Origin of the sequence: Streptomyces sp. CB02923, from assembly GCF_001905005.1 — a bacterium.
Taxonomy (GTDB): Bacteria; Actinomycetota; Actinomycetes; order Streptomycetales; family Streptomycetaceae; genus Streptomyces.
The window spans coordinates 1-21,093 of the sequence record NZ_LWKZ01000006.1 but is presented as its reverse complement, the minus strand read 5'-3'; the positions used below and the strand labels follow the sequence as shown (position 1 = coordinate 21,093).

The following is a 21,093-nucleotide window of genomic DNA, read 5'->3' as shown; positions in this document are numbered from 1 at the left end:
TTGTGGATGAAGTCACGGCTCTCGACGGGATCGAGTGCACACAGCTGCATACGGTCCAGCACCGCCTGGTAGCGGGCCAGGTGGGCCTCCGCGTAGAAGATTTCGCAGCCGTGGTCGGTGTCCAGCAGCACGGTGTCAAGTTGCGGCAGGGGCCCGCACGTGTAAGTGATCGGCTGACCCGCCGCGGGAAAGTCCGCCCGCCCGAACGGGACAACCTGGATCGTGACGTGCTGGTGCTCGCTCATCTCCACGAGGTGCCGAAGCTGCGCACGCACAACGCCCCTCCCGCCGATCCCCATCCGTAGCGCAGCTTCGTGGATGATCGCCGTATAGGGCAACGACGCTTCCCTGTACAGGACGCCTTGGCGCCTGATGCGGAACGCTGTGCGGTGTTCGACCTCGAACGGGCGAAGCGCAGGCACGCTCTGGTTGTACGCGGCGCGGATGTGCTCAGGGGTCTGCAGAAGACCGGGCATGGCCACGAGCACAGCGACCCGCAGTGCCGTGGCCTCGTGTTCGAACTCGGCGACCTCGACCATCGGCATAGGCAGCAACTCGCGATACTCGTCCCACCAGCCACGCGTACGGCCACCGGTCAGCGCGGTCAGCGCCTGAACAAGGGCCTCGTCCGAACACTCGTAGAGACGGGCCAGCGCCCTGACACGGTCCGCGCTGACCGCGTAGTTGCCCGCCTCGATGTTGCTGATGCGCGACTGCGGCGCACCGAACAGTTCCCCGGCGCGCGTCGCAGACAGGTCCGCGCGTTCCCGAAGGCGGCGCAGCTCGGCCCCCAGACGCCGTTGTCTGACCGTCGGTGGAACCTTTGCACGGGCCATGTCTTCTGCCTTTCACTCACAGGAGTGGAAGCGGTACGGAATCTAGCCAATCGTTGGCCTACATACCAGCAACCGCCCTAGTCTCCTCACCATCAGCCACACAACTCCGCCTACAAGCAGGAGACTTCACATGGCCACCGTATCCCCACCCCCGCCCCTCCCCGACCCACCCAACGGCTTCGCCCAAGAGGTCCAAGAACTGGTCGACGCCACCGCGCCACGCCTCTTCGCCGTCGTCGAGGAGTTCGGCATCTGCGGCCTGCGGGACGCTCGGGTCGCCGCCTGGGGGCTTGCCTACGAGGACGGGCGGGCGGATGTCGCGGCCGTGAACAGCGGCTTCCGGATGTCGGTGGTGGCGCCGGACCGCGCGGCCCGGTTCGTTTCGTTGCGGCCGGGCGTTCTGGGGAGCGTCGTATGGCCGGGGGCGTGAAGGCCGAACCGGACGGGCCGATTCGGCCGTCGCCGGTCAAGATGCATCCGCCGGGGCACGGAAGCCCGGATCTCCTGGATGCACGCCCCACCGCCGCCTACCGTGGGTCCCGCCCTGCCTACACGTACCGGAGGTCGCCGGCCATGGACAGAGAGATCGAAGTGGACCGGAGCGCCTGCGAGCGGACCCCGGACGCCATTCGTACGGCGTTGCAGCGGCGGCCGGACTGGCTGCAGTACTTCGAGCAGGACTGGCTCAGCGCGGCGGCGGAATTCGACCGTGCGGAGCTGGACCGGGTCGTCGACAAGTGGTTCCCCTTCGCTTGCGCGTGCGCGACGCCCGGCTACCTGGATCAGGTGGAGCAGATGGCCAAGCGCCTGGCGGAAGGGGACACGGAAGGCATGGTCTTCCGGGACGCCGAGGGCAACGCGTACGACGCCGAGAACAATCCGATCGACGTCGGCAGGTGCCCATGACCGCTTACGTCATCAGGTACGCGGACCGCGCCGCACGGTGCAAGGCGGCCCTGGGCACCGCGCAACGGGCCTCCTTGGAGGAGCTGGAGAAACGGCTCAGCCTGAATCCGTTCGGCGCGCCCGCCAAGAGCCATCGGGACAACAGCTGGTCGGCCACCTTCGAGGGAGGCTTCATCCAGTACGTGGTGTCCAACACGCACGTCGTGATCAACGTCATCGATCTCGTGGCAGCGTGAACCGGCCCCGCCACACGCGAAGGGGCGGCCACCGAAACCCGGTGGCCGCCCCTTCGGCGTACGGAGTGACAACGTACGGCGTCAAGCCTTCGCGTTACGCGCCCAGCTTCGCCAGTGCCGCGTCGATGCGGGCCAGTGTGCGGTCCTTGCCCAGGATTTCCAGGGACTCGAAGAGCGGGAGGCCGACCGTGCGGCCGGTGACGGCCACGCGGACGGGGGCCTGGGCCTTGCCGAGTTTGAGGCCGTGGGCCTCGCCGGCGGCCAGGACGGCCTCCTTGAGGGAGTCGGGGCTGGACCAGTCGGCGCCGGAGAGCTTCTCGCGGGCGGTGGTGAGCAGGGCCACCGGGTCGCCCTTCATCGCCTTGGTCCAGGACGCCTCGTCCTCGACCGGCTCCTTGCGGAAGAGGAAGTCGACGTTGGCGGTGATGTCGGAGAGGACCGTGAGGCGGGTCTGGGCGTGCGGGGCGATGGCCTGCCAGGCCGTCTCGTCGAAGTCGGCCGGGTCCCAGGTGGCGTGGGGGGCCTGGAGCCAGGGGCGGCAGGCTTCGGCGAACGCCTTCACGTCCAGGCGGCGGATGTGGTCGGCGTTGATCGCCTCGGCCTTCTTCAGGTCGAAGCGGGCCGGGTTGGCGTTGACGTCGGCGATGTCGAAGGCCGCGACCATCTCCTCGACGGAGAAGACGTCCTGGTCGGCGGAGAAGGACCAGCCGAGGAGGGAGAGGTAGTTGAGGAGGCCCTCACGGAGGAAGCCGCGCTCGCGGTAGAGGTTGAGGGATGCCTGCGGGTCGCGCTTGGAGAGCTTCTTGTTGCCCTCGCCCATGACGTACGGGAGGTGGCCGAAGTGGGGGACGTACTTGGCGACGCCCAGGTCGATCAGGGCCTTGTAGAGGGCCACCTGGCGCGGGGTGGAGGAGAGCAGGTCCTCGCCGCGCAGGACGTGGGTGATCTCCATCAGGGCGTCGTCGACCGGGTTGACGAGCGTGTAGAGGGGCGCTCCGTTGGCGCGGAGGATGCCGTAGTCGGGGACGTTCTCCGGGGTGAAGGTCAGTTCGCCGCGGACCAGGTCCGTGAAGGTGATCGGCTCGTCCGGCATCCGGAAGCGGACGATCGGCTCGCGGCCCTCGGCCTCGTACGCGGTGATCTCGTCGGCCGTCAGGGCGCGGCACGTGCCGTCGTAGCCGGAGGGCTTGCCGGCGGCGCGGGCGGCCTCGCGGCGGGCGTCCAGCTCCTCGGTGGAGCAGTAGCACTTGTAGGCGTGGCCCGCGTCCAGCAGCTTCTGCGCGATCTCCTTGTAGAGGTCCATACGCTGCGACTGCCGGTACGGCTCGTGGGGGCCGCCGATCTCGGGGCCCTCGTCCCAGTCCAGGCCCAGCCAGCGCATCGAGTCGAGCAGCTGGTTGTAGGACTCCTCGGAGTCGCGGGCCGCGTCGGTGTCTTCGATGCGGAAGACCATGGTGCCCTGGGTGTGCCGGGCGTAGGCCCAGTTGAACAGGGCGGTGCGGACCAGGCCCACGTGGGGGTTGCCGGTCGGGGAGGGACAGAAACGGACGCGGACGGGGGTCGCGTTAGCCACGCTTGATCACCTTGTTGGTGAGAGTGCCGATGCCTTCGATGTGGACGGCGACCTCGTCGCCGTCCTGGAGGGGGCCGACCCCGGCCGGGGTGCCCGTGAGGACGACGTCGCCGGGGAGCAGCGTCATCGCCTCGGTGATGTGCACGATCAGGTCCTCGACGGAGCGGACCATCTCGCTGGTGCGGCCGAGCTGGCGCTGTTCGCCGTTGACGGTGCACATGATGGTCAGGTCGCCGGGGTCCAGCTCGGTCTCGACCCAGGGGCCGAGCGGGCAGGAGGTGTCGAAGCCCTTGGCCCGCGCCCACTGCGCCTCGCGCTTCTGCACGTCGCGCGCGGTGATGTCGTTGGCGCAGGTGTAGCCGAGGACGACGTCCTTGACGCGTTCGCGCGGGACCTCGCGGCACATGCGGCCGATGACGACGGCGAGCTCCGCCTCGTGGTGGACCTCCTGGGAGAAGGAGGGGTAGATCACCGGGTCGCCGGGGCCGACCACGGAGGTGGAGGGCTTGAAGAAGGTGACCGGCGCATCCGGGACCTCGTTGCCCAGTTCGCGCGCGTGTTCGGCGTAGTTACGGCCGACCGCGACGACCTTGTTGGGCAGGACCGGCGGCAGCAGGCGGACCTTGTCGAGGGGGACCTTGTGACCCGAGCGCTCGAATTCCGCGAATGGGTGTCCCTTGATGACGTCGATGTCGTCGCCGTCGAGGACGCCGAAGCCGACGTTGCCGTCGATGGAGAATCTGGCGATGCGCACGGGTTGCCGCTGCCCCTCATAGATCACTGGCCGGAGTTGACACTCCAGGCTATCGCGGGGCCGCGGCCGGCCCGCTTCCCCTTGGTCAGACGGCCGCGTCCGGCGCGGCGGCGGCCTGCGCGGGGACGGTCTGCGGTGCCGGGGCGTCCATCAGGACGGTGCGGCGGGGGTTGGCGGTCTGGGTGGGCAGCTCGGCGGCGTGCTCCGGCGCCTCGGCGGCGGTCTGGAGCTCGTCGGCATCCTTGAGATGCGCGAGGGTGGTGCGCCGCGGGTTGGCTATGTTGCGGAACATCATCGTGGTCTTCACTGCTTCATGCCTCGCGTAAGGACGTCGGGGAGCAAGGCCGCTTCCCCGCACGCAGCAGGAATGCGGCCTTGTCATTTCGGGCAACTGTGTAAAGCGTCAGGCTATGCACGCTATTCCCCGGGCCGCTCCGGGAAAGTCGACAGGGCGCCTGTGAGTTTCCTCACGAAGTGTGTGACAAATGCCGCATTTCCCATGATCAACAACCAGGGGCGAAACGGACATTGCTGGATTGAAGGCCATGTTCCGCTCCCGATCACCGCACCTGGGACAGGGGGCACGCGTGAGCGACTCGCGGGTATAAGTCCGTTATCGACAGCGCCACTCTCTACGCTTTGTGACGCGTTCCGTACATTGCGTCACGCATGTCACAGGGGACGGTACCGCCCTTGTTGGAGATCCTGCACTGTGCTGGAATTCCACGGACCGCCGCAGGTTTCAGCCGGACGGCGCGCAGGGGGCGCAGCGACGCGCCGCGCGGTGGTGCCGCTCTCTCGGCCAGAGGGGGCAGCTCGCCGGTCATTCACGACCGCCAAACGGGGGCCGCGGTCCCCTACGACTCGACAACCGTCCCGCCGTTCGCGCGGAGGGGCGCCTGGTCCAGAGGTTGCGACGCTAGTGCAGGGACGTTTCAAGAGGGATGGGTCTCCCCAGGCCCGCCAGGGCCAAGGGGAAGCTGCGGCGGACCCGGAGCTGCGCGGCGGAAGCGACCGCGCCTCCTCGCCCCAGCATGGCTCGGGCAACGGCCCGACGGCCGGGGGCGACTCCGGCGACGGCGCCGCGCCCAAGCCGTCGAAGAGCGCCAAGGAGCCGAGCGGCCCCGGCGCGCGAATAGCCATGCGCAACTGGCGCATCAGCACCCGCCTGGTCTCCCTGCTGGCGCTCCCCGTCATCACCGCGACCGCGCTGGGCGGGATGCGGATCTCCAACTCGCTGGACAACATCGAGCAGCTCGACAAGATGCAGCTGCTCACGGAGATGACGCGGCAGGCCACCGTGCTGGCCGACGCGCTCCAGGTGGAGCGGGACAAGTCGGCGGGCCCGATCGCGGGCAGCGGCAACGTCAAGGACGACGCCAGCGTCGTCGCCCCGCGTCAGGCGACCGACCGGGCCAGGCTGGCGTTCAACAAGGCCACCGGTGACGTCCAGCGCGACGACCCGACGACGTCCGGCGTGCAGGCGACCCTGCTGGACATCGGGCGCCAGCTCAACACCCTCAACGAGATCCGCAACAACGCGTACAAGGACGGCGACAACTCCGCCCGTACGGTCAGCAGCTACAACCAGCTGATCACCTCGCTGCTCGCGCTGTCCCAGGACATGGCGCAGGCGACCAGCAACCCGGAGATGATCCGCAGCACCCGTGCGCTGGCGGCGTTCTCCTCCGCCAAGGAATACGCGTCGATGCAGCGCGCGCTGGTCAGCGCCGGCCTCGCGCACAAGGGCGGACCGGCGCTCTCCTCCAATGACCGGCTGGCCGGACGTACCGCCGAGGACAACGAGAAGGCGGCCCGCAACCGCTTCTCGCAGATCTACGAGGGCGCCACCGACCTGACCAAGGGTCTGGACGGCAACAACGACGACATCAAGGCGGCCGTCGCCTTCGCGCACCGGACCTTCGCCAGCGACGGCGGTATCCACAGCGAGGACTACAAGTACCTCGACTGGTACGACACCGACACCGTCAAGATCGAAGAGATGGGCCGTATCGAGAGCTCGCTGCTCTCGCAGATGGAGCAGAAGTCCCGCGAGCTGCGCAACGAGGCGACGCGGGAAGCCATCATCAACGGTGCGATCGTCCTGCTCGTCCTGGGCATCTCGCTGGTCGGCGCGTTCGTCGTGTCCCGGTCCATGGTGCGTTCGCTGCGCCGCCTCCAGGACACCGCGCAGAGGGTCTCGCAGGAGCGCCTGCCCGAGCTGGTCAAGCAGCTGTCCGAGGCGGACCCGCAGGACGTGGACACCTCCGTGGAGTCCGTCGGCGTGCACAGCCGTGACGAGATCGGCAAGGTGGCCGCGGCCTTCGACGACGTGCACCGCGAAGCCGTCCGTCTGGCGTCCGAGCAGGCGCTGCTGCGGGGCAACGTCAACGCGATGTTCACCAACCTCTCGCGCCGCAGCCAGGGCCTCATCCAGCGTCAGCTCTCGCTCATCTCCGAACTGGAGTCCCGCGAGGCCGACCCGGACCAGCTGTCCTCGCTGTTCAAGCTGGACCACCTCGCGACCCGTATGCGCCGTAACGGTGAGAACCTCCTCGTCCTCGCGGGCGAGGAGCCGGGCCGCCGCTGGACGCGCCCGGTCCCGCTGGTCGACGTGCTGCGCGCCGCCGCGTCCGAGGTGGAGCAGTACGAGCGCATCGAACTGAGCGCCGTCCCGCAGACCGAGGTCGCCGGCCGGGTCGTCAACGACCTCGTGCACCTCCTCGCCGAGCTGCTGGAGAACGCCACCTCCTTCTCCTCCCCGCAGACCAAGGTCAAGGTGACCGGTCACGCGCTGCCCGACGGCCGGGTGCTGGTCGAGATCCACGACACCGGAATCGGTCTGTCGCCGGAGGACCTGTCCGCGATCAACGAGCGGCTGGCCAGCCCGCCGACGGTGGACGTCTCGGTCTCCCGCCGCATGGGCCTGTTCGTGGTCGGCCGCCTGTCGCTGCGGCACGGCATCCGTATCCAGCTGCGGCCGTCCGACTCGGGCGGTACGACGGCGCTGGTCATGCTGCCGGTCGATGTCGCGCAGGGCGGCAAGAAGCCCCAGCCGGGCGGCAAGACCGGCCCCGGCGGCGGTCCCGTCGAGAGCGCCCCGAGCACCCCGAACGCCTCCGCCAACCGTCTCGCGGGTCTTCAGCCGCGCGGCCAGGTCGGTGCGGGCGGCGCGCGTCCGGCGCTGCCGGGCCGCGGCGGCATGGGCGGTCCCGGTGGCCAGGGCGGCCCGGGTGCCGGTGCGTTCGGCGGTGCGCCGGGCGGCCGTACGGGCAACGCGCCCGCCGGGCCCGCGAAGACCGGCCCCGGTGCCGGTCAGCAGAGCGGCGGGCGTCCGGCGCTGCCGACCCGTGGCGCGCCGGCCGGCGCGAACGCGGGCGCCGACGCCGGTGCGAACGCCGGTGCCGGTGACACCGCGCAGATGCCGACGGTCGCACCCCCGACGGGCGCGCCCCACCGTGACGAGCGCCCGCAGCTCCCGCAGCGCGGTCCGGCGGGCGAGCTGACCGGTGGCACGGACGCCGCCGGCGGTACGCCGCAGCCCGGCACCACGAGCTGGGGTGCCCGCCGTGAGCGCGGCACCTCGGACGACTGGCCGATGACGCCCCGCCAGGCGCAGGACCGGCCGCGCGGTCACGAGGAGCCGGAGACCACCGGCGGCTTCGCCCGCCCGGCGGCCGGCGGCCCCGGTGACACGGCGGAGTTCGCCCGTCCCGACTTCGACGCCCCGCCGCCCGGCGCAGACCGCGCCCAGGCGGACCGCGGCCCGGGTGACACCGGCGAGTTCGCGCAGCCGGGTGCCTTCGGTACCGGCACGCCGCGGCACGACGACCGGGCGACCGGTCAGTACGAGCTGCCCGCCGACCTGCGCGGCGAGTCGCCGCAGGGCACCGGCGACACCGGGCAGTTCGCCCGTCCGGCCGCCGAGCGCGGCGGCTTCGGCGAGTACGGCGACACCGCGTACGAGAACAACGGCTACGGCGCGAACGCGGGCAGCGCCTTCGAGGGCGGCAGCGCCTTCGGCGGCGGCGCCCCGCAGCAGGGCGCCGGCACCACCGGCGAGTTCGCGCTGCCCGCCGACCTGCAGAACGGGTCGCAGCAGGGCACCGGCGAGTTCCCCGTACCGCCGCAGGACCGGCAGCGCCAGGACGGCGGCTCCGGTGACCTGCTCGGCGGCGGTTCGCCCGCCGGTCCCGGCGACGGCCGTACGCCGATCTTCGACACGATCGAGTCGAACTGGTTCAGCCACCCGGCGTCCGGCGCGGCCGCCGTGCCGCAGCAGGCCGCCGACGAGCCCTCGGTCCCGTCGGCGGAGCGCTCCGAGCCGCCGCTGCCGCGCCGCGACCCCGGTGCCGCGAGCGGCGGTCCGTCCGGCGCGGGTCTTCTCGACGGCGCCGACCCGGACGGGCGTGCGCAGGGCCAGCAGGGCCAGTGGCGCGCCTCGCCCAACGACGAGCGCTGGCGGCAGGCGGAGCAGATCCGCCAGCCCGCCGCCGGCGGCGTCACCACCTCCGGACTGCCCCGCCGCGTGCCGCGCGCCAACCTGGTCGCCGGTACCGCGCAGCAGCAGTCCCACCAGACCGGTCCGCAGGTCTCGCGTGCGCCCGACGACGTGCGCGGCCGTCTGACCAATCTTCGTCGGGGTATCCAGCAAGGCCGTTACCGGGCCGAGGAGAACTCCTCCACCGGCAACCACGGCATTGTCGACCCCACTCACCAGCAGGAGCGTTAGTTGAGTCCGATGAGCCAGGCGGCGCAGAATCTGAACTGGTTGATCACCAACTTCGTGGACAACACACCCGGTGTGTCCCACACGGTGGTGGTCTCCGCGGACGGACTGCTCCTCGCCATGTCCGAAGGCTTCCCGCGCGACCGTGCCGACCAGCTGGCGGCGGTGGCTTCCGGGCTGACCTCGCTGACCTCGGGTGCGTCGCGCATCTTCGAGGGCGGCACGGTCAATCAGACCGTGGTGGAGATGGAGCGCGGCTTCCTCTTCATCATGTCCGTCTCCGACGGATCGTCGCTGGCCGTACTGGCGCACCCCGAGTGCGACATCGGCCTCGTCGGTTACGAAATGGCCCTGCTGGTCGACCGCGCGGGCACGGTACTGACGCCCGACCTGCGCGCCGAGCTCCAGGGCAGCCTGCTGCACTGAGTCCCGCCGAACGTCACGACCCGACCCACCGACCACCGTGCCGCACCCCCCACCGGCCCAACCCGACGACAGTCAGTTGTCCCGTCCGGAGGACCCCATGACCCCGCCACCTGCCTCGCCCGGCCCGTACGGCGCCTACAGCCAAGCGCCGTACGGGGGCGAAGGTGACCAGCCGCTGGTCCGCCCGTACGCCATGACCGGGGGACGGACCCGGCCGCGCTACCAGCTCGCCATCGAGGCACTGGTCAGCACGACCGCCGACCCGTCCCAGCTGCCCGGCCTGCTGCCGGAGCACCAGCGCATCTGTCACTTGACCCGCGAGGTGAAGTCGGTCGCCGAGGTCTCGGCGCTGCTGCACATCCCGCTGGGAGTGGCCCGGATCCTGGTCGCGGACCTGGCGGAGGCCGGCATGGTGGCGATCCACCAGCCGGGCGGCAGCACCGAGGCCGGCGGCACGCCCGACGTGACGCTGCTGGAAAGGGTGCTCAGTGGACTTCGCAAGCTCTAGCGGCGCCGGGCCCGCCGCCGCTCAGGGCGGCGGGTCCACCACGTCCGCGAAGATCGTGGTGGCGGGCGGCTTCGGCGTGGGCAAGACCACGTTCGTCGGGGCCGTCTCAGAGATCAACCCGCTGCGTACGGAGGCCGTGATGACCTCCGCCTCGGCGGGGATCGACGACCTGAGCCATGTGCAGGACAAGACCACCACCACGGTGGCGATGGACTTCGGACGTATCACCCTGGACCAGGACCTGATCCTGTACCTCTTCGGTACACCCGGTCAGGACCGCTTCTGGTTCATGTGGGACGACCTCGTCCGCGGCGCCATCGGCGCCGTCGTCCTGGTCGACACCCGACGCCTCGCCGACTGCTTCCCCGCCGTCGACTACTTCGAAAACAGCGGACTGCCCTTCGTCATCGCCCTCAACGGCTTCGACGGACACCAGCCCTACACACCCGACGAAGTACGCGAAGCACTCCAGATCGGACCCGACGCCCCGATCATCATCACCGACGCCCGCCACCGCAGCGAAGCCAAGAGCGCCCTCATCACCCTGGTCGAACACGCCCTCATGGCCCGCCTGAAGTGACGCGTTCAAGTCACCTCGCCGGAAAGTAAGTTGCCTCGGGCAATGAGAGGCCGGACCGGCGCCGCCGGGCGCCGGAAAGGCCGCGCCCCGGCGGCGGTTCCCGCGCGGGCGCCGTGGATCTGTGTCCTTGGCCACGCCGCCGCCCGTGTTCATAACGTTTCGACAGAGAATTCGCCCGCCGCCGACACCCGGCGCGCACACGCGGCTCCGCTGCGCTCACATTTCTCCCGCCTTTTGCTGCCCCTCGCCCTTAACGCCCCTTTTATCTGACGCGCTCAGCGCGTTGCCGCGCCTTTGCCCAGTGTTTGGAACGCACGGTCCTGACGTGCTGAAATTCGCTGAACTCCGGAGTAGTAACGCCCTGAAGAAAACGGCACAGCGCAAAAGGGTGCGGTGCCGGCGCCGAGAGGTTGTTGGTCGAGTGAGGCGAAGCAAGTCGAGCCCCGAGCCGCAGGAAGCGCGGCGGGGCAACTTCACGCCACCGTCGCACAGCGCGGCACCGGCGACCGGCGTGCCCGAGAGCCCGGTCGCCACCGTCCCCGTGAGCGGCGGACGGTTCTCCCCGCGCAACTGGCGGGTGGCCACCCGCCTCAACGCGATCCTGCTCATCCCCGTACTCGTCGCCCTGGTCTTCGGCGGCCTGCGCGTGAACAACTCGGTCGAGACCTGGCAGGAGGCCCAGGACGCCGAGGCCACCGCCAAACTGGTGCGCGCCGCGGCCGCCTACAGCCACGCCATCATCGACGAGCGCGACCGCACCGCCGAGCCGCTGCTCACCGGCAAGCGTGACGACCCGGTGGTGAGCGAGGCCCGCGGGGCCACCGACACCGCGGCGGAAGCCTTCCACACCGCGGTCAAGGACATGCCCGCCAAGGAGGGCCTCAAGCGCCGCCTGGCCGCCTTCGAGAAGGCCGAGCCGGGCCTGAAGAAGCTGCGCGAGGCCGCGTTCACCCCGCAGCTGTCCGGTGTGGCGACCGAAGAGGGCTACGTCGCCATCCAGCACCCGCTCATGGAGTTCGCCAACGAGCTGGGCCTGGGCACCGGCAACATCACCTCCTACGGCCGCACGGTCTACGCCGTCTCGCTGGCCAAGGCCGCCGAGTCGCTCACCCGCTCCATCGGTACGCACCTGCTGGTCGACCCCGCGTCGCCGCAGGGCGGCAAGGAGCACAAGAAGCAGCTGTCCGCGTTCGCCTCGTACAAGTACCTGGAGAACATCGCGATCGGCGAGTACACCTCCGGCGGCACTCCCGAGGACGTACAGCGGCTGAAGAACGACGCCGGCAAGCTCAAGAAGCAGGGCGAGGAAGCCGCCGCCAAGGCGCGGCAGCGCGCGGAGGGCGCCGGGCAGCAGTTCAAGGCGCCCCCGGCCTTCGACGCGATGGCCTCCGCCATCGGCTCCGGCGCCTCCCCGCAGCAGCTCGCCGGGCAGGGCATCACTCCGCAGGCCTGGTTCACCGCGGCCACCGGCAAGTTCGCCATGTACCGCGCCATCGAGAAGGACCTCGCGGACAAGGCGGTCGACGAGGCGGCGGAGATCTCCGCGGACGCCCGGCAGTCCACCTTCACCGACTCCGCGATCGTGATCGCCGCGCTGTTCGTCGCCTTCGTGGTGGCCGGGATGATGGCCCGCCGGATGAGCCGGAACATGCGCCAGCTGCGCACCGCGGCCTTCGGCATCGCCGAGCAGCGGCTGCCGACCCTGGTCGACCAGCTCTCCCGTACGGACCCGGGCCGCGTCGACACCCGCGTACAGCCCATCCCGATCCACACCACCGACGAGATCGGCGAGGTCGCCCGCGCCTTCGACCAGGTGCACCGCGAGGCCGTCCGGCTCGCCGCCGAGCAGGCGCTGCTGCGCGGCAACGTCAACGCGATCTTCACCAACCTCTCGCAGCGCAACCAGGGCCTGATCGAACGTCAGCTGACCCTGATCACCGAGCTGGAGAACAACGAGGCCGACCCGGACCAGCTGGAGAGCCTCTTCCGGATGGACCACCTGGCCACCCGTATGAGGCGCAACGGCGAGAACCTCCTCATCCTCGCGGGCGAGGAGCCGGGCCGCCGCTGGAACCAGCCGGTGCCGCTGATCGACGTGCTGCGCGCGGCGACGTCCGAGGTCGAGTCGTACGAGCGGATAGAACTGTCCGGCGTGCCGGACGGCGACATCCACGGCACCGCCGTGACCGACCTCGTGCACCTGCTCTCCGAACTGCTGGAGAACGCCACCACGTTCTCCTCGCCGCAGACCAAGGTGCGGGTCGCCGCCACCCGGCTGCCGGACGGCCGCGTCATGATCGAGATCCACGACAAGGGCATCGGGCTCACCCCCGAGGACTTCGCGGACATCAACCACAAGCTGGCCAACCCGCCGACCGTGGACGCCTCGGTCTCCCAGCGCATGGGCCTGTTCGTGGTCGGCCGCCTCGCCGACCGGCACGGCATCCGCGTCCAGCTGCGCCCATCCGGCGAGCAGGCCGGCACCACCTCCCTCGTCATGCTCCCCGAGCCCATCACGCACGGCGGTGGCGGCGAGGAGGGCTACGACGACGACTTCACCGTCTCCCGCATCGTCCCCGAGCACGAGCAGCGCGCGTACGAGAGCGACGGCCGCTCCGCCGCCGAGCTGGGCTTCGACGAGTTGGGCCTGAGCCACGGGCAGCACGGCGCCGCCGCGCAGCTCGACCCGGTCAACCGCTCGCTGATGCGCGAGGAGCGCCGTGCGGCACTGGAGGCGCAGGCCGGCGGTCCGGGCGCCCAGCCGCACCACCCCGCGCCGGGTATCTACCAGGACCCCTCGGCGCCGCTGTTCCAGGACCCGGCCCAGCAGTACGGCGCGGGGTACGGGAACCACCCGGGCCAGGCATATGCGGAACCGGCCCAGGGCCCCTACGGCGACGGTTCGCCGCTGGGCCCGGGACTTGCCGAAGTCGGTTATGACCAGGCCGCCGACCAGCAGCCGTACGCCCCGTACGAGCCGCAGCGGCAGGACGACCGGCCCGAAAACGGAGCGCACACCGGCTACTCGGGCCAGGAAACGGAAGCCGAGCGGTATCAGCCGTCCGCTCCCGCGGACGGTCCGGACCGCGTAGCATTCGACCGACCGGATCCCACCCCGAACGACCCGCCGTCGCTGACCGACGCCGGCCTTCCGCGCCGCGGAGCCGCCGGCCGGCCCCAGGCTCCGCAGGAGCAGTGGCAGCCGTTCGAGGAGGCGTCCTCCAGGCCCCGTGTCCAGGAGGAACCGGCGGCCGCCCCCCAGGGGAACGCGCCGGAGCCCGGTACGGACGACTCCGAGTGGCGCTCGGTCAACGACGAGCGCTGGCAGCGGGCGGAGCGGCTGCGCGAGCCGAAGGCGGGCGGGGTCACTCCCTCCGGTCTGCCCCGGCGGGTGCCCAAGGCCAACCTGGTCGAGGGCACGGCGGAGCAGAGCCCGCAGGGCGGCCCGCAGGTCTCCCGCGCTCCGGAGGACGTCCGCGGCCGGCTGAGCAATCTGCGGCGCGGGGTCCAGCAGGGGCGCAACGTGGGCACGGACCACTCGGAGGTCCCCCAGAATGACCAACAGGGCTTCGGCCCCGGCAGCACCTACGATCAGGAGCGTTAGTGTGAGCCCGATGAGCCAGGCGGCGCAGAATCTGAACTGGTTGATCACCAACTTCGTGGACAACACACCCGGTGTGTCCCACACGGTCGTGGTCTCCGCGGACGGTCTCCTCCTCGCCATGTCCGAGGGCTTCCCTCGGGACAGAGCCGATCAGTTGGCGGCGGTGGCCTCCGGCCTCACCTCGCTGACCTCCGGCGCCTCCCGCATCTTCGAAGGCGGGAGTGTCAATCAGACCGTGGTGGAGATGGAGCGCGGCTTCCTCTTCATCATGTCCGTCTCCGACGGATCGTCGCTGGCCGTACTGGCGCACCCCGAGTGCGACATCGGCCTCGTCGGTTACGAAATGGCCCTGCTGGTCGACCGCGCGGGCACGGTACTGACGCCCGACCTGCGCGCAGAACTGCAGGGCAGCCTTCTCAACTAGCAGACAGGCAGTGCGTTTCCCGCCACCGCGCCATAGGGTTCGGTGGCGCGACCGGCGTCAGATTGGCAAGTTGAAGGAGGAGACGTGGCAACGCCCCCGAGCGGATACCCGTACGGCCCCGGACAGCAGTCCGAGCCCCAGGGCGAGCACCGGCACAACCGCTTCAACTTCCCTTCCGCGCCGACCCGCCGGCAGCAGCGGCCACCACAGCCGCCGCAGCCGGGGCAGCCGTACCAGCAGCGGCAGCCGTACGACTCCCGGCAGCCGTACGAGCCGTCGGCGTACGAACAGCCGCGGGCGCCCCGCATCCAGCCGGTGCAGCCCCATCGGCGCGCGCCCGCGCCTTCGGCTCCCACCGGAGGCGCGCACAACCCGCTCGTGCGCCCGTACGCGATGACCGGAGGCCGGACCCGGCCGCGCTACCAGCTCGCCATCGAGGCACTGGTCAGCACGACCGCCGACCCGGCCAGGCTGCAGGGCCAGCTGCCGGAGCACCAGCGCATCTGCCACCTCTGCCGCGAGATCAAGTCAGTGGCCGAGATCTCGGCCCTCCTCTCCATCCCCCTCGGCGTCGCCCGAATCCTCGTCGCCGATCTGGCCGAGGCCGGGCTCGTCGCCATTCATCAGCCCGGCGGAGACGAGACCGCCGGCGGACAGCCAGATGTGACACTGCTCGAAAGGGTGCTCAGTGGACTTCGCAAGCTCTAGCGGTGCAGCCCGCTCCACCACCTCCGCGAAGATCGTGGTGGCGGGCGGCTTCGGCGTGGGCAAGACCACGTTCGTCGGGGCCGTCTCAGAGATCAACCCGCTGCGCACCGAAGCCGTGATGACCTCGGCGTCGGCCGGCATCGACGACCTCACGCACGCCCCGGACAAGACCACGACGACCGTGGCGATGGACTTCGGACGTATCACCCTGGACCAGGACCTGATCCTGTACCTCTTCGGTACACCCGGTCAGGACCGCTTCTGGTTCATGTGGGACGACCTCGTCCGCGGCGCCATCGGCGCCGTCGTCCTGGTCGACACCCGACGCCTCGCCGACTGCTTCCCCGCCGTCGACTACTTCGAAAACAGCGGACTGCCCTTCGTCATCGCCCTCAACGGCTTCGACGGACACCAGCCCTACACACCCGACGAAGTACGCGAAGCACTCCAGATCGGACCCGACGCCCCGATCATCATCACCGACGCCCGCCACCGCAGCGAAGCCAAGAGCGCCCTCATCACCCTGGTCGAACACGCCCTCATGGCCCGCCTCCGCTAGCAGACGGCACCACGGAAGCCCCCGCATCGTCGATGCGGGGGCTTCCGTGCTGTCGGCGGAGGGCCGTGGGGCCCTCCGCCCCGCTACCGGTCCAGGTGACCGGCGATCGCGGTGAGCAGGAGTGACAGCGACACCGCGCCGGGGTCCGGGTGGCCATGGCCCAGGGGGCCCATGCGGGCGGCGCGGCCACGGGCCGGGGTGAGGTCCGCGGTGGCGGCCGCGGCGCGGGTGGCGGCCTGGGCGGCCGCCTTCCAGGCGCCGGGGAGGGGTTCTCCGGCACGGGCGCGGAGTTCGGCCCGGAAGGGGTCCAGCGCGTCGAGCATCGTCTTGTCGCCGACCCGGGCACCGCCCAGCTCCGATACGGCCCGCTGCGCGGCCTCGGCGGCGTCCGCGAACAGGGCGGTGGAACAGGTCCCGGCCTTGGTGAGCACCGCGCCGGTCTCGGCGAGCAGCGTGCCGTACAGGGCGCCGGACGCGCCGCCCGAGGCGTCGGCCAGGGCGAGACCGGCGGCGAGCAGCGCGGTGCCCGCCGAGCGGGGGTCGGCGGGCGGCCCCGGTTCGGCCGTGCGGGCCGCGGCGACTGCGGCGCGCAGGCCCCGGACGATGCCGATGCCGTGGTCGCCGTCCCCGGCGACGGCGTCCAGCCGTCCGAGCTCGTCCTCGTTGGCGGCGATCAGGTCCAGGGCGGCCTGGAGGGCGGCGGTGGCGGGGAGGTCGGTGTCCGAGGGGGCGGACCGGGCCGTGGGGGCGGCGGAGGCGGCGGCCGGTACGGAGTCCGGCGGGCGCAGGTCGTCGGCGTCGGTGTGGCCGCCGGGGAGGCTGCGGAAGGCGGGGGTGTCGCAGGGCGCGTCGTAGAGCGCGGCGAGTTCGTCGTCGAGGAGCATGACGGACAGGGAGACGCCCGCCATGTCGAAGGACGTGACGAATTCGCCGACCTCCGGGCGGTGCGGGCGCAGTCCGGCGGCGCGCAGGCGGCGGTTGACCTGCCGGTAGACGACGAACATCTCCTCGTACTTGGTGCGGCCCAGGCCGTTGAGGAGGACGGCGACCCGCCCGTCGTTCCCGGCGGGCGGTTCGGGCAGCTCCTGGAGGAGGTTGTCGACGAGCTCGTCGGCGAGTTCGGCGGCGGTGAGGTGGCGGGTGGTGCGCAGGCCGGGCTCGCCGTGTATGCCCATGCCGAGTTCGGTCGTCCCGGCGTCGACGGTGAACAGGGGTTCCCCGGCGCCCGGGAGCGTACAGCCGGCGAACGCGGCGCCGAAGGTCCGGGTCATCGCGTTGGCGTGCCCGGCCGCCCGTGCGACGCCCGCCAGGTCGTCGCCGCGTTCGGCCGCCGCGCCGGCCACCTTGAAGACGAAGAAGTCGCCGGCCACTCCGCGCCGGTCGCGCGCGGGGTCGATCTCCTGGCCTTCGACCGGCGGCGGGCCGCTGGCCACGTCGTCGGTGACCAGGACCGTACGGACGTCGACGCCTTCGGCGGCCAGGCGGCGGGCGGCGAGGCCGAAGTGCATGACGTCCCCGGCGTAGTTGCCGTAGCTGAAGAGGACGCCCGCGCCGCCGTCCGCCGCGCGGGCGGTGCGGTAGACCTGTTCGGCGCTGGGGCTGGCGAAGACGTCGCCGACGGCCGCGGCGTCGGCGAGGCCGGGGCCGACGAGCCCGGCGAAGGCGGGGTAGTGGCCGGAGCCGCCGCCGATGACGACCGCGACCTTGCCGGCGCGCGGCGCGTGCCGCCCGACGACGCCGTCCGCGTCCGGGACCCGGCGCACCGTGCGGGCGTAGGCGTCGGCCAGTCCCTCCAGCCAGTCCTCTCGGAAGGTCCCGGGGTCGTGGCCGAGGCCGGCGGCGGGGGTGGTGGTCATCGGGCTCACTCCTTTGTTTCGTCCCTGTTGGATTTAACACCCAGATCACACATCCGTCACCCCTTCTGGCGTAAATCACGGCCCAAGTTGCGTGAAAGACGCCAGAGAAAAGCTTGCATCACATCTTGCGTGTGAAGTTCACAGGATTCATGCTGCTCGCATCACACCGCATCGCCGCACGTACCGCTGTCACGCAGCGCACCGCACCGCACGGAGGCAGGTCATGGCCCCACCGAAGCTCTCGCTCCCCGACCGGCTCGGCATACCGGGCCCACTGGTCCTCGGCTATCTCGGCGTGCTGCTGTTCATGGTGGGTGACGGCGTCGAGTCGGGCTTCATCGCCCCGTACATGGCCGATCACGGCGCGGGCACCGAGGTGCACGCCTCGTACGTCATCACCGCGTACGGCGTGACCGTGATGCTCGCCTCCTGGCTCTCCGGCGCCCTGTCCGACCTGTGGGGCCCGCGCCGCGTCATGCAGCTGGGCCTGGCCGTGTGGGTCGTCTTCGACGTGCTCTTCCTGGTCTTCGCCCTGGGCCCCGGGAACTACTCCCTGATGCTGGTCTTCTACGGCCTGCGCGGCTTCGGCTACCCGCTCTTCGCCTTCGGCTTCCTGGTGTGGATCACCGCGACCGCGCCGACGGCCCGGATGGGCACCGCGGTCGGCTGGTTCTACGTCGCGTTCACCGGCGGCCTGCCCACCCTCGGCTCGCTCGTCGCGGGTGTCACCAACCCGTGGTTCGGCCAGTTCGGCACCCTGTGGGTGGCGCTCGGCATCATCGCGCTGGGCGGCGCCTGCTGTCTGCTCGGCGTCCGGGAGCGCACCGGGTACGCCCGGCTGGCGCCGCCGGAGGTCCGTCCCGTGCAGTCGCTGCTGTCCAGCCTGTCCATCGCCTGGACGCACCCGAAGGTCGCCGTCGGCTGCGTCGTCCGCATCATCAACACGGCGCCGGAGTTCGGCTTCCTGGTCTTCCTGCCGACCTTCTTCGGCAAGGAGCTGGGCTTCGGGCAGGGCCGCTGGCTGACCCTGCTGGCCGTCATCTACGGCACCAACGTGCTGTGCAACCTGCTCTTCGGCGCGATCGGCGACCGGATCGGCTGGCGGCGCACCATCGCCTCCTTCGGCGGCCTGGGCTGCGCGGTCACCACGCTCACCCTCTACTTCGTCCCGAAGGCCGTCGGCGGCAACTACACGGTGGCGATCATCGTGGGCATGCTGTACGGCGTCACGCTGGCCGGATTCGTTCCCATCTCCGCCCTGATCCCGGCTCTCGCACCGGACAACAAGGGCGGCGCGATGGCTCTGCTCAACCTGGGCGCGGGCGGCGCCGCCTTCGTCGGACCGGCCATCGTGAGCGTCTTCCTCGGCCCGCTCGGCCCCTCCGGCGTCGTCATCGTCTTCGCCGCGCTGTATGTCGTCTCCGCCGTCCTGACCCTGTATCTGAAGCTGCCGGAGCAGCCGGCGGAGAACGCCGGGGCGCCCGCCACCGCTCCCCCGGTGGCGGGCGCCCCGGCCGGCGCGCCACCCGCCGAACCGTCGGCGGTCCGCGCCTGACACCCGCACGGGTCCCGCGTACACCGGTGTACGCGGGACCCGCCGCCGTGCGGGGCGCCTGCGAGGACGTCTACGGCTTGGGGCACTGCTTCCACGCGAAGTGGTACTTGGTGTTGATGCTGCCGTCGGTGGAGTCCATCGCCATGTAGCTGGTCAGCTTGGGGTCGGAGCCCTTGACGTCCACCCGCAGTTCGGTGTTGATGTTGAAGTAGCGCTTCTCGCCGCAGGGGGCGTAGACCAGCGCGTCGATCTCGGTCTCGTCCGAGGACTGCCAGTTGGCGTCGTACGGACCGGTGAAGCGGTGGCTCTTGCGGGAGGTCTGCGAGCTGCCCTGGAAGTAGTAGCCCGCCTGCTCCAGGCCGACGGCGCCGGGCGCGAGCTGGGCGTAGCCGCGGTAGTCGGCCTTGGCGATGGCGTAGGTGAAGCCCTGGGGCACGTGGACGTTCAGGGCGATCTGGCAGTTCTTGCGGGAGTCCGTGGGTCTGCTGTCCTTGCCCGCCTGGGCGAGGTATTCGCTGTACGTCACGGTGAACGCGGTGTTGTCGGGCGAGACGGCCACCGCGGCGCTGCCGGGCCGGCAGCCCGAGCCGTTGACGGTGGCGACCGTGATGGTGATCTGGCCGTCCGGCGGCGTGTCGCCGTACCGGGACGCCTGTGCGGAGGCGGGGGACGCCGACCCGGCGAGGAGCAGCAGCGATGCCGCGGCGGCACCGACACCCAGTGTGCGGAGCATGGGCTTTCCTTCCGGTCGTCCTGCGATCCGCTCCCGGGACCCGGGTGGGCGGCGCCGGGAGCGACATGACGAGCGCATGTCAGCACGGGGATCACGGATTGGACAGCTCCCGGCGCCGGAGTCGGTGCGAACCTACGCCTTTATTCGGCCGTCGCAGCAACGGTGTACGACCCACGAAGAAAGCAGTCGGACCCGGTACTCGCCGTGAGTACCGGGCCCGGTGGTGACGCGTGTGCTCAGCGCTGCCAGCTGCCGGCGCTGCGGAAGCCGTGCTGGCGCTCCAGGCGCCGCCAGCGCGCGGCGGTGGCGTGCCGGCGGGCCGGCGCGGCGGCGTCCGGCCGGTGGGCGGCACGGGCGAGCAGGACGGCGGTCAGCGCCGCCAGCTCCTCCTCGTTGGCCTCGCCCTTCTCCACGCGGATGGAGCTGGTCTGCACAGGAATGGTCACGTCGTTTCTCCGGTCTGCGAAAGGTCCGGTCGGGGGCCGGTCGGTCGGCTGCCCGCGCCTTACTGGGGCGGGTTGCCGTGTTTGCGTGCGGGCAGGTCCGCGTGCTTGTTGCGGAGCATGTCCAGGGAGCGGATGAGGACCTCACGGGTCTCGACGGGATCGATCACGTCGTCGACCAGACCCCGTTCGGCCGCGTAGTACGGATGCATCAGCTCGGACTTGTACTCCTTGACCATCCGCCCCCGCATCGCCTCCGGATCGTCCGCCTCCGCGATCTGCTTGCGGAAGATGACATTGGCCGCACCCTCCGCACCCATCACCGCGATCTCGTTGGTCGGCCAGGCATAGGTCAGATCCGCACCGATGGACTGCGAGTCCATGACGATGTACGCACCGCCGTACGCCTTGCGCAGCACCACCGAGATCCGCGGCACCGTCGCATTGCAGTACGCGTACAGCAGCTTGGCGCCGTGCCGGATGATGCCGCCGTGCTCCTGGTCCACGCCGGGCAGGAAGCCGGGCACGTCCAGCAGCGTGACGATGGGAATGTTGAACGCGTCGCACATCTGCACGAAGCGGGCGGCCTTCTCGCTGGCCTCGATGTCCAGCACCCCGGCCAGCGACTGCGGCTGGTTGGCGACCAGCCCGACGACCTCGCCG

The 21,093-nt window shown here is 70.9% G+C and carries 20 protein-coding genes; 12 read left to right on the top strand and 8 right to left on the bottom strand.

Annotated features, from left to right (window positions below):
- Positions 1–836: helix-turn-helix domain-containing protein (locus A6A06_RS09700; RefSeq protein WP_073760808.1), on the bottom strand; the 836-nt coding region annotated here is incomplete at its 3' end.
- 130 nt (positions 837–966) lie between these two features.
- Between A6A06_RS09700 and A6A06_RS09695 the strand changes: the two genes are divergently transcribed.
- From A6A06_RS09695 to A6A06_RS09685, 3 genes are all read left to right on the top strand, one after another.
- Positions 967–1,266, top strand: coding sequence for a hypothetical protein (locus tag A6A06_RS09695; protein WP_073760807.1), 300 nt, complete (start codon positions 967–969; stop codon positions 1,264–1,266).
- 143 nt (positions 1,267–1,409) lie between these two features.
- On the top strand, positions 1,410–1,742 hold the full coding sequence (locus tag A6A06_RS09690; protein ID WP_073760861.1) for a DUF6247 family protein: 333 nt from the start codon (positions 1,410–1,412) through the stop codon (positions 1,740–1,742).
- Entirely contained in the window at positions 1,739–1,978 is a 240-nt protein-coding gene (locus A6A06_RS09685; RefSeq protein WP_073760806.1) for a hypothetical protein, read from the top strand. Before A6A06_RS09690 ends, A6A06_RS09685 begins: the two co-directional genes overlap by 4 nt.
- 94 nt (positions 1,979–2,072) lie before the next feature.
- On the opposite strand, the gene gltX is transcribed toward A6A06_RS09685, so the two are convergent.
- From gltX to A6A06_RS09670, 3 genes are all read right to left on the bottom strand, one after another.
- Positions 2,073–3,551, bottom strand: coding sequence for a glutamate--tRNA ligase (gene gltX, locus A6A06_RS09680; protein ID WP_073760805.1), 1,479 nt, complete (start codon positions 3,549–3,551; stop codon positions 2,073–2,075).
- Positions 3,544–4,305 (bottom strand): fumarylacetoacetate hydrolase family protein, encoded by a 762-nt coding sequence (locus tag A6A06_RS09675; RefSeq protein ID WP_073760860.1) that lies wholly within the window; start codon positions 4,303–4,305, stop codon positions 3,544–3,546. The genes gltX and A6A06_RS09675 overlap by 8 nt, the downstream gene beginning before the upstream one ends.
- An 85-nt stretch (positions 4,306–4,390) precedes the next feature.
- On the bottom strand, positions 4,391–4,612 hold the full coding sequence (locus A6A06_RS09670) for a hypothetical protein (RefSeq protein WP_073760804.1): 222 nt from the start codon (positions 4,610–4,612) through the stop codon (positions 4,391–4,393).
- Between the two features lie 615 nt (positions 4,613–5,227).
- Between A6A06_RS09670 and A6A06_RS09665 the strand changes: the two genes are divergently transcribed.
- The 8 genes from A6A06_RS09665 (at position 5,228) to A6A06_RS09630 (ending at position 15,843) form a co-directional block, all read left to right on the top strand.
- Positions 5,228–9,037, top strand: coding sequence for a sensor histidine kinase (locus A6A06_RS09665; protein ID WP_073760803.1), 3,810 nt, complete (start codon positions 5,228–5,230; stop codon positions 9,035–9,037).
- A gap of 9 nt (positions 9,038–9,046) precedes the next feature.
- Positions 9,047–9,460, top strand: coding sequence for a roadblock/LC7 domain-containing protein (locus tag A6A06_RS09660; RefSeq protein WP_018087200.1), 414 nt, complete (start codon positions 9,047–9,049; stop codon positions 9,458–9,460).
- A gap of 97 nt (positions 9,461–9,557) precedes the next feature.
- A complete protein-coding gene (locus A6A06_RS09655; protein ID WP_003986417.1) occupies positions 9,558–9,968 on the top strand; it encodes a DUF742 domain-containing protein in 411 nt (136 codons plus the stop codon).
- Positions 9,949–10,548, top strand: a complete 600-nt coding sequence (locus tag A6A06_RS09650) for a GTP-binding protein (RefSeq protein WP_073760802.1) — start codon at positions 9,949–9,951, stop codon at positions 10,546–10,548. Before A6A06_RS09655 ends, A6A06_RS09650 begins: the two co-directional genes overlap by 20 nt.
- Before the next feature lie 421 nt (positions 10,549–10,969).
- Positions 10,970–14,152, top strand: coding sequence for a sensor histidine kinase (locus A6A06_RS09645; protein WP_073760801.1), 3,183 nt, complete (start codon positions 10,970–10,972; stop codon positions 14,150–14,152).
- Positions 14,153–14,162: 10 nt separating this feature from the next.
- The gene (locus A6A06_RS09640) at positions 14,163–14,576 is read left to right on the top strand and encodes a roadblock/LC7 domain-containing protein (RefSeq protein WP_018087204.1); all 414 of its coding nucleotides are present in this window, start codon (positions 14,163–14,165) and stop codon (positions 14,574–14,576) included.
- Positions 14,577–14,660: 84 nt separating this feature from the next.
- A complete protein-coding gene (locus A6A06_RS09635) occupies positions 14,661–15,284 on the top strand; it encodes a DUF742 domain-containing protein (protein WP_073760800.1) in 624 nt (207 codons plus the stop codon).
- The gene (locus A6A06_RS09630) at positions 15,265–15,843 is read left to right on the top strand and encodes a GTP-binding protein (protein WP_073760799.1); all 579 of its coding nucleotides are present in this window, start codon (positions 15,265–15,267) and stop codon (positions 15,841–15,843) included. Before A6A06_RS09635 ends, A6A06_RS09630 begins: the two co-directional genes overlap by 20 nt.
- 83 nt (positions 15,844–15,926) lie before the next feature.
- On the opposite strand, the gene A6A06_RS09625 is transcribed toward A6A06_RS09630, so the two are convergent.
- Entirely contained in the window at positions 15,927–17,699 is a 1,773-nt protein-coding gene (locus A6A06_RS09625; protein ID WP_073760798.1) for a dihydroxyacetone kinase family protein, read from the bottom strand.
- Positions 17,700–17,922: 223 nt separating this feature from the next.
- Between A6A06_RS09625 and A6A06_RS09620 the strand changes: the two genes are divergently transcribed.
- Positions 17,923–19,254 (top strand): MFS transporter, encoded by a 1,332-nt coding sequence (locus tag A6A06_RS09620; protein ID WP_073760797.1) that lies wholly within the window; start codon positions 17,923–17,925, stop codon positions 19,252–19,254.
- Positions 19,255–19,324: 70 nt separating this feature from the next.
- Here A6A06_RS09620 and A6A06_RS09615 read toward each other — a convergent pair whose 3' ends face one another.
- The 3 genes from A6A06_RS09615 to A6A06_RS09605 form a co-directional block, all read right to left on the bottom strand.
- The gene (locus tag A6A06_RS09615; protein ID WP_073760796.1) at positions 19,325–19,987 is read right to left on the bottom strand and encodes a DUF4360 domain-containing protein; all 663 of its coding nucleotides are present in this window, start codon (positions 19,985–19,987) and stop codon (positions 19,325–19,327) included.
- 236 nt (positions 19,988–20,223) lie between these two features.
- Positions 20,224–20,433, bottom strand: a complete 210-nt coding sequence (locus tag A6A06_RS09610; protein WP_073760795.1) for an acyl-CoA carboxylase epsilon subunit — start codon at positions 20,431–20,433, stop codon at positions 20,224–20,226.
- A 59-nt stretch (positions 20,434–20,492) separates the two neighbouring features.
- The coding region (locus tag A6A06_RS09605) for a carboxyl transferase domain-containing protein (RefSeq protein ID WP_274535872.1) at positions 20,493–21,093 on the bottom strand (601 nt) is incomplete at its 5' end.

Bases quoted from the DNA above. Each gene is read 5' to 3' on its own strand.
- A6A06_RS09695 (WP_073760807.1), top strand. From the start codon at position 967: ATGGCCACCGTATCCCCACCCCCGCCCCTCCCCGACCCACCCAACGGC.
- A6A06_RS09690 (WP_073760861.1), top strand. From the start codon at position 1,410: ATGGACAGAGAGATCGAAGTGGACCGGAGCGCCTGCGAGCGGACCCCG.
- A6A06_RS09685 (WP_073760806.1), top strand. From the start codon at position 1,739: ATGACCGCTTACGTCATCAGGTACGCGGACCGCGCCGCACGGTGCAAG.
- A6A06_RS09660 (WP_018087200.1), top strand. From the start codon at position 9,047: ATGAGCCAGGCGGCGCAGAATCTGAACTGGTTGATCACCAACTTCGTG.
- A6A06_RS09655 (WP_003986417.1), top strand. From the start codon at position 9,558: ATGACCCCGCCACCTGCCTCGCCCGGCCCGTACGGCGCCTACAGCCAA.
- A6A06_RS09640 (WP_018087204.1), top strand. From the start codon at position 14,163: ATGAGCCAGGCGGCGCAGAATCTGAACTGGTTGATCACCAACTTCGTG.
- A6A06_RS09625 (WP_073760798.1), bottom strand. From the start codon at position 17,699: ATGACCACCACCCCCGCCGCCGGCCTCGGCCACGACCCCGGGACCTTC.
- A6A06_RS09620 (WP_073760797.1), top strand. From the start codon at position 17,923: ATGGCCCCACCGAAGCTCTCGCTCCCCGACCGGCTCGGCATACCGGGC.
- A6A06_RS09615 (WP_073760796.1), bottom strand. From the start codon at position 19,987: ATGCTCCGCACACTGGGTGTCGGTGCCGCCGCGGCATCGCTGCTGCTC.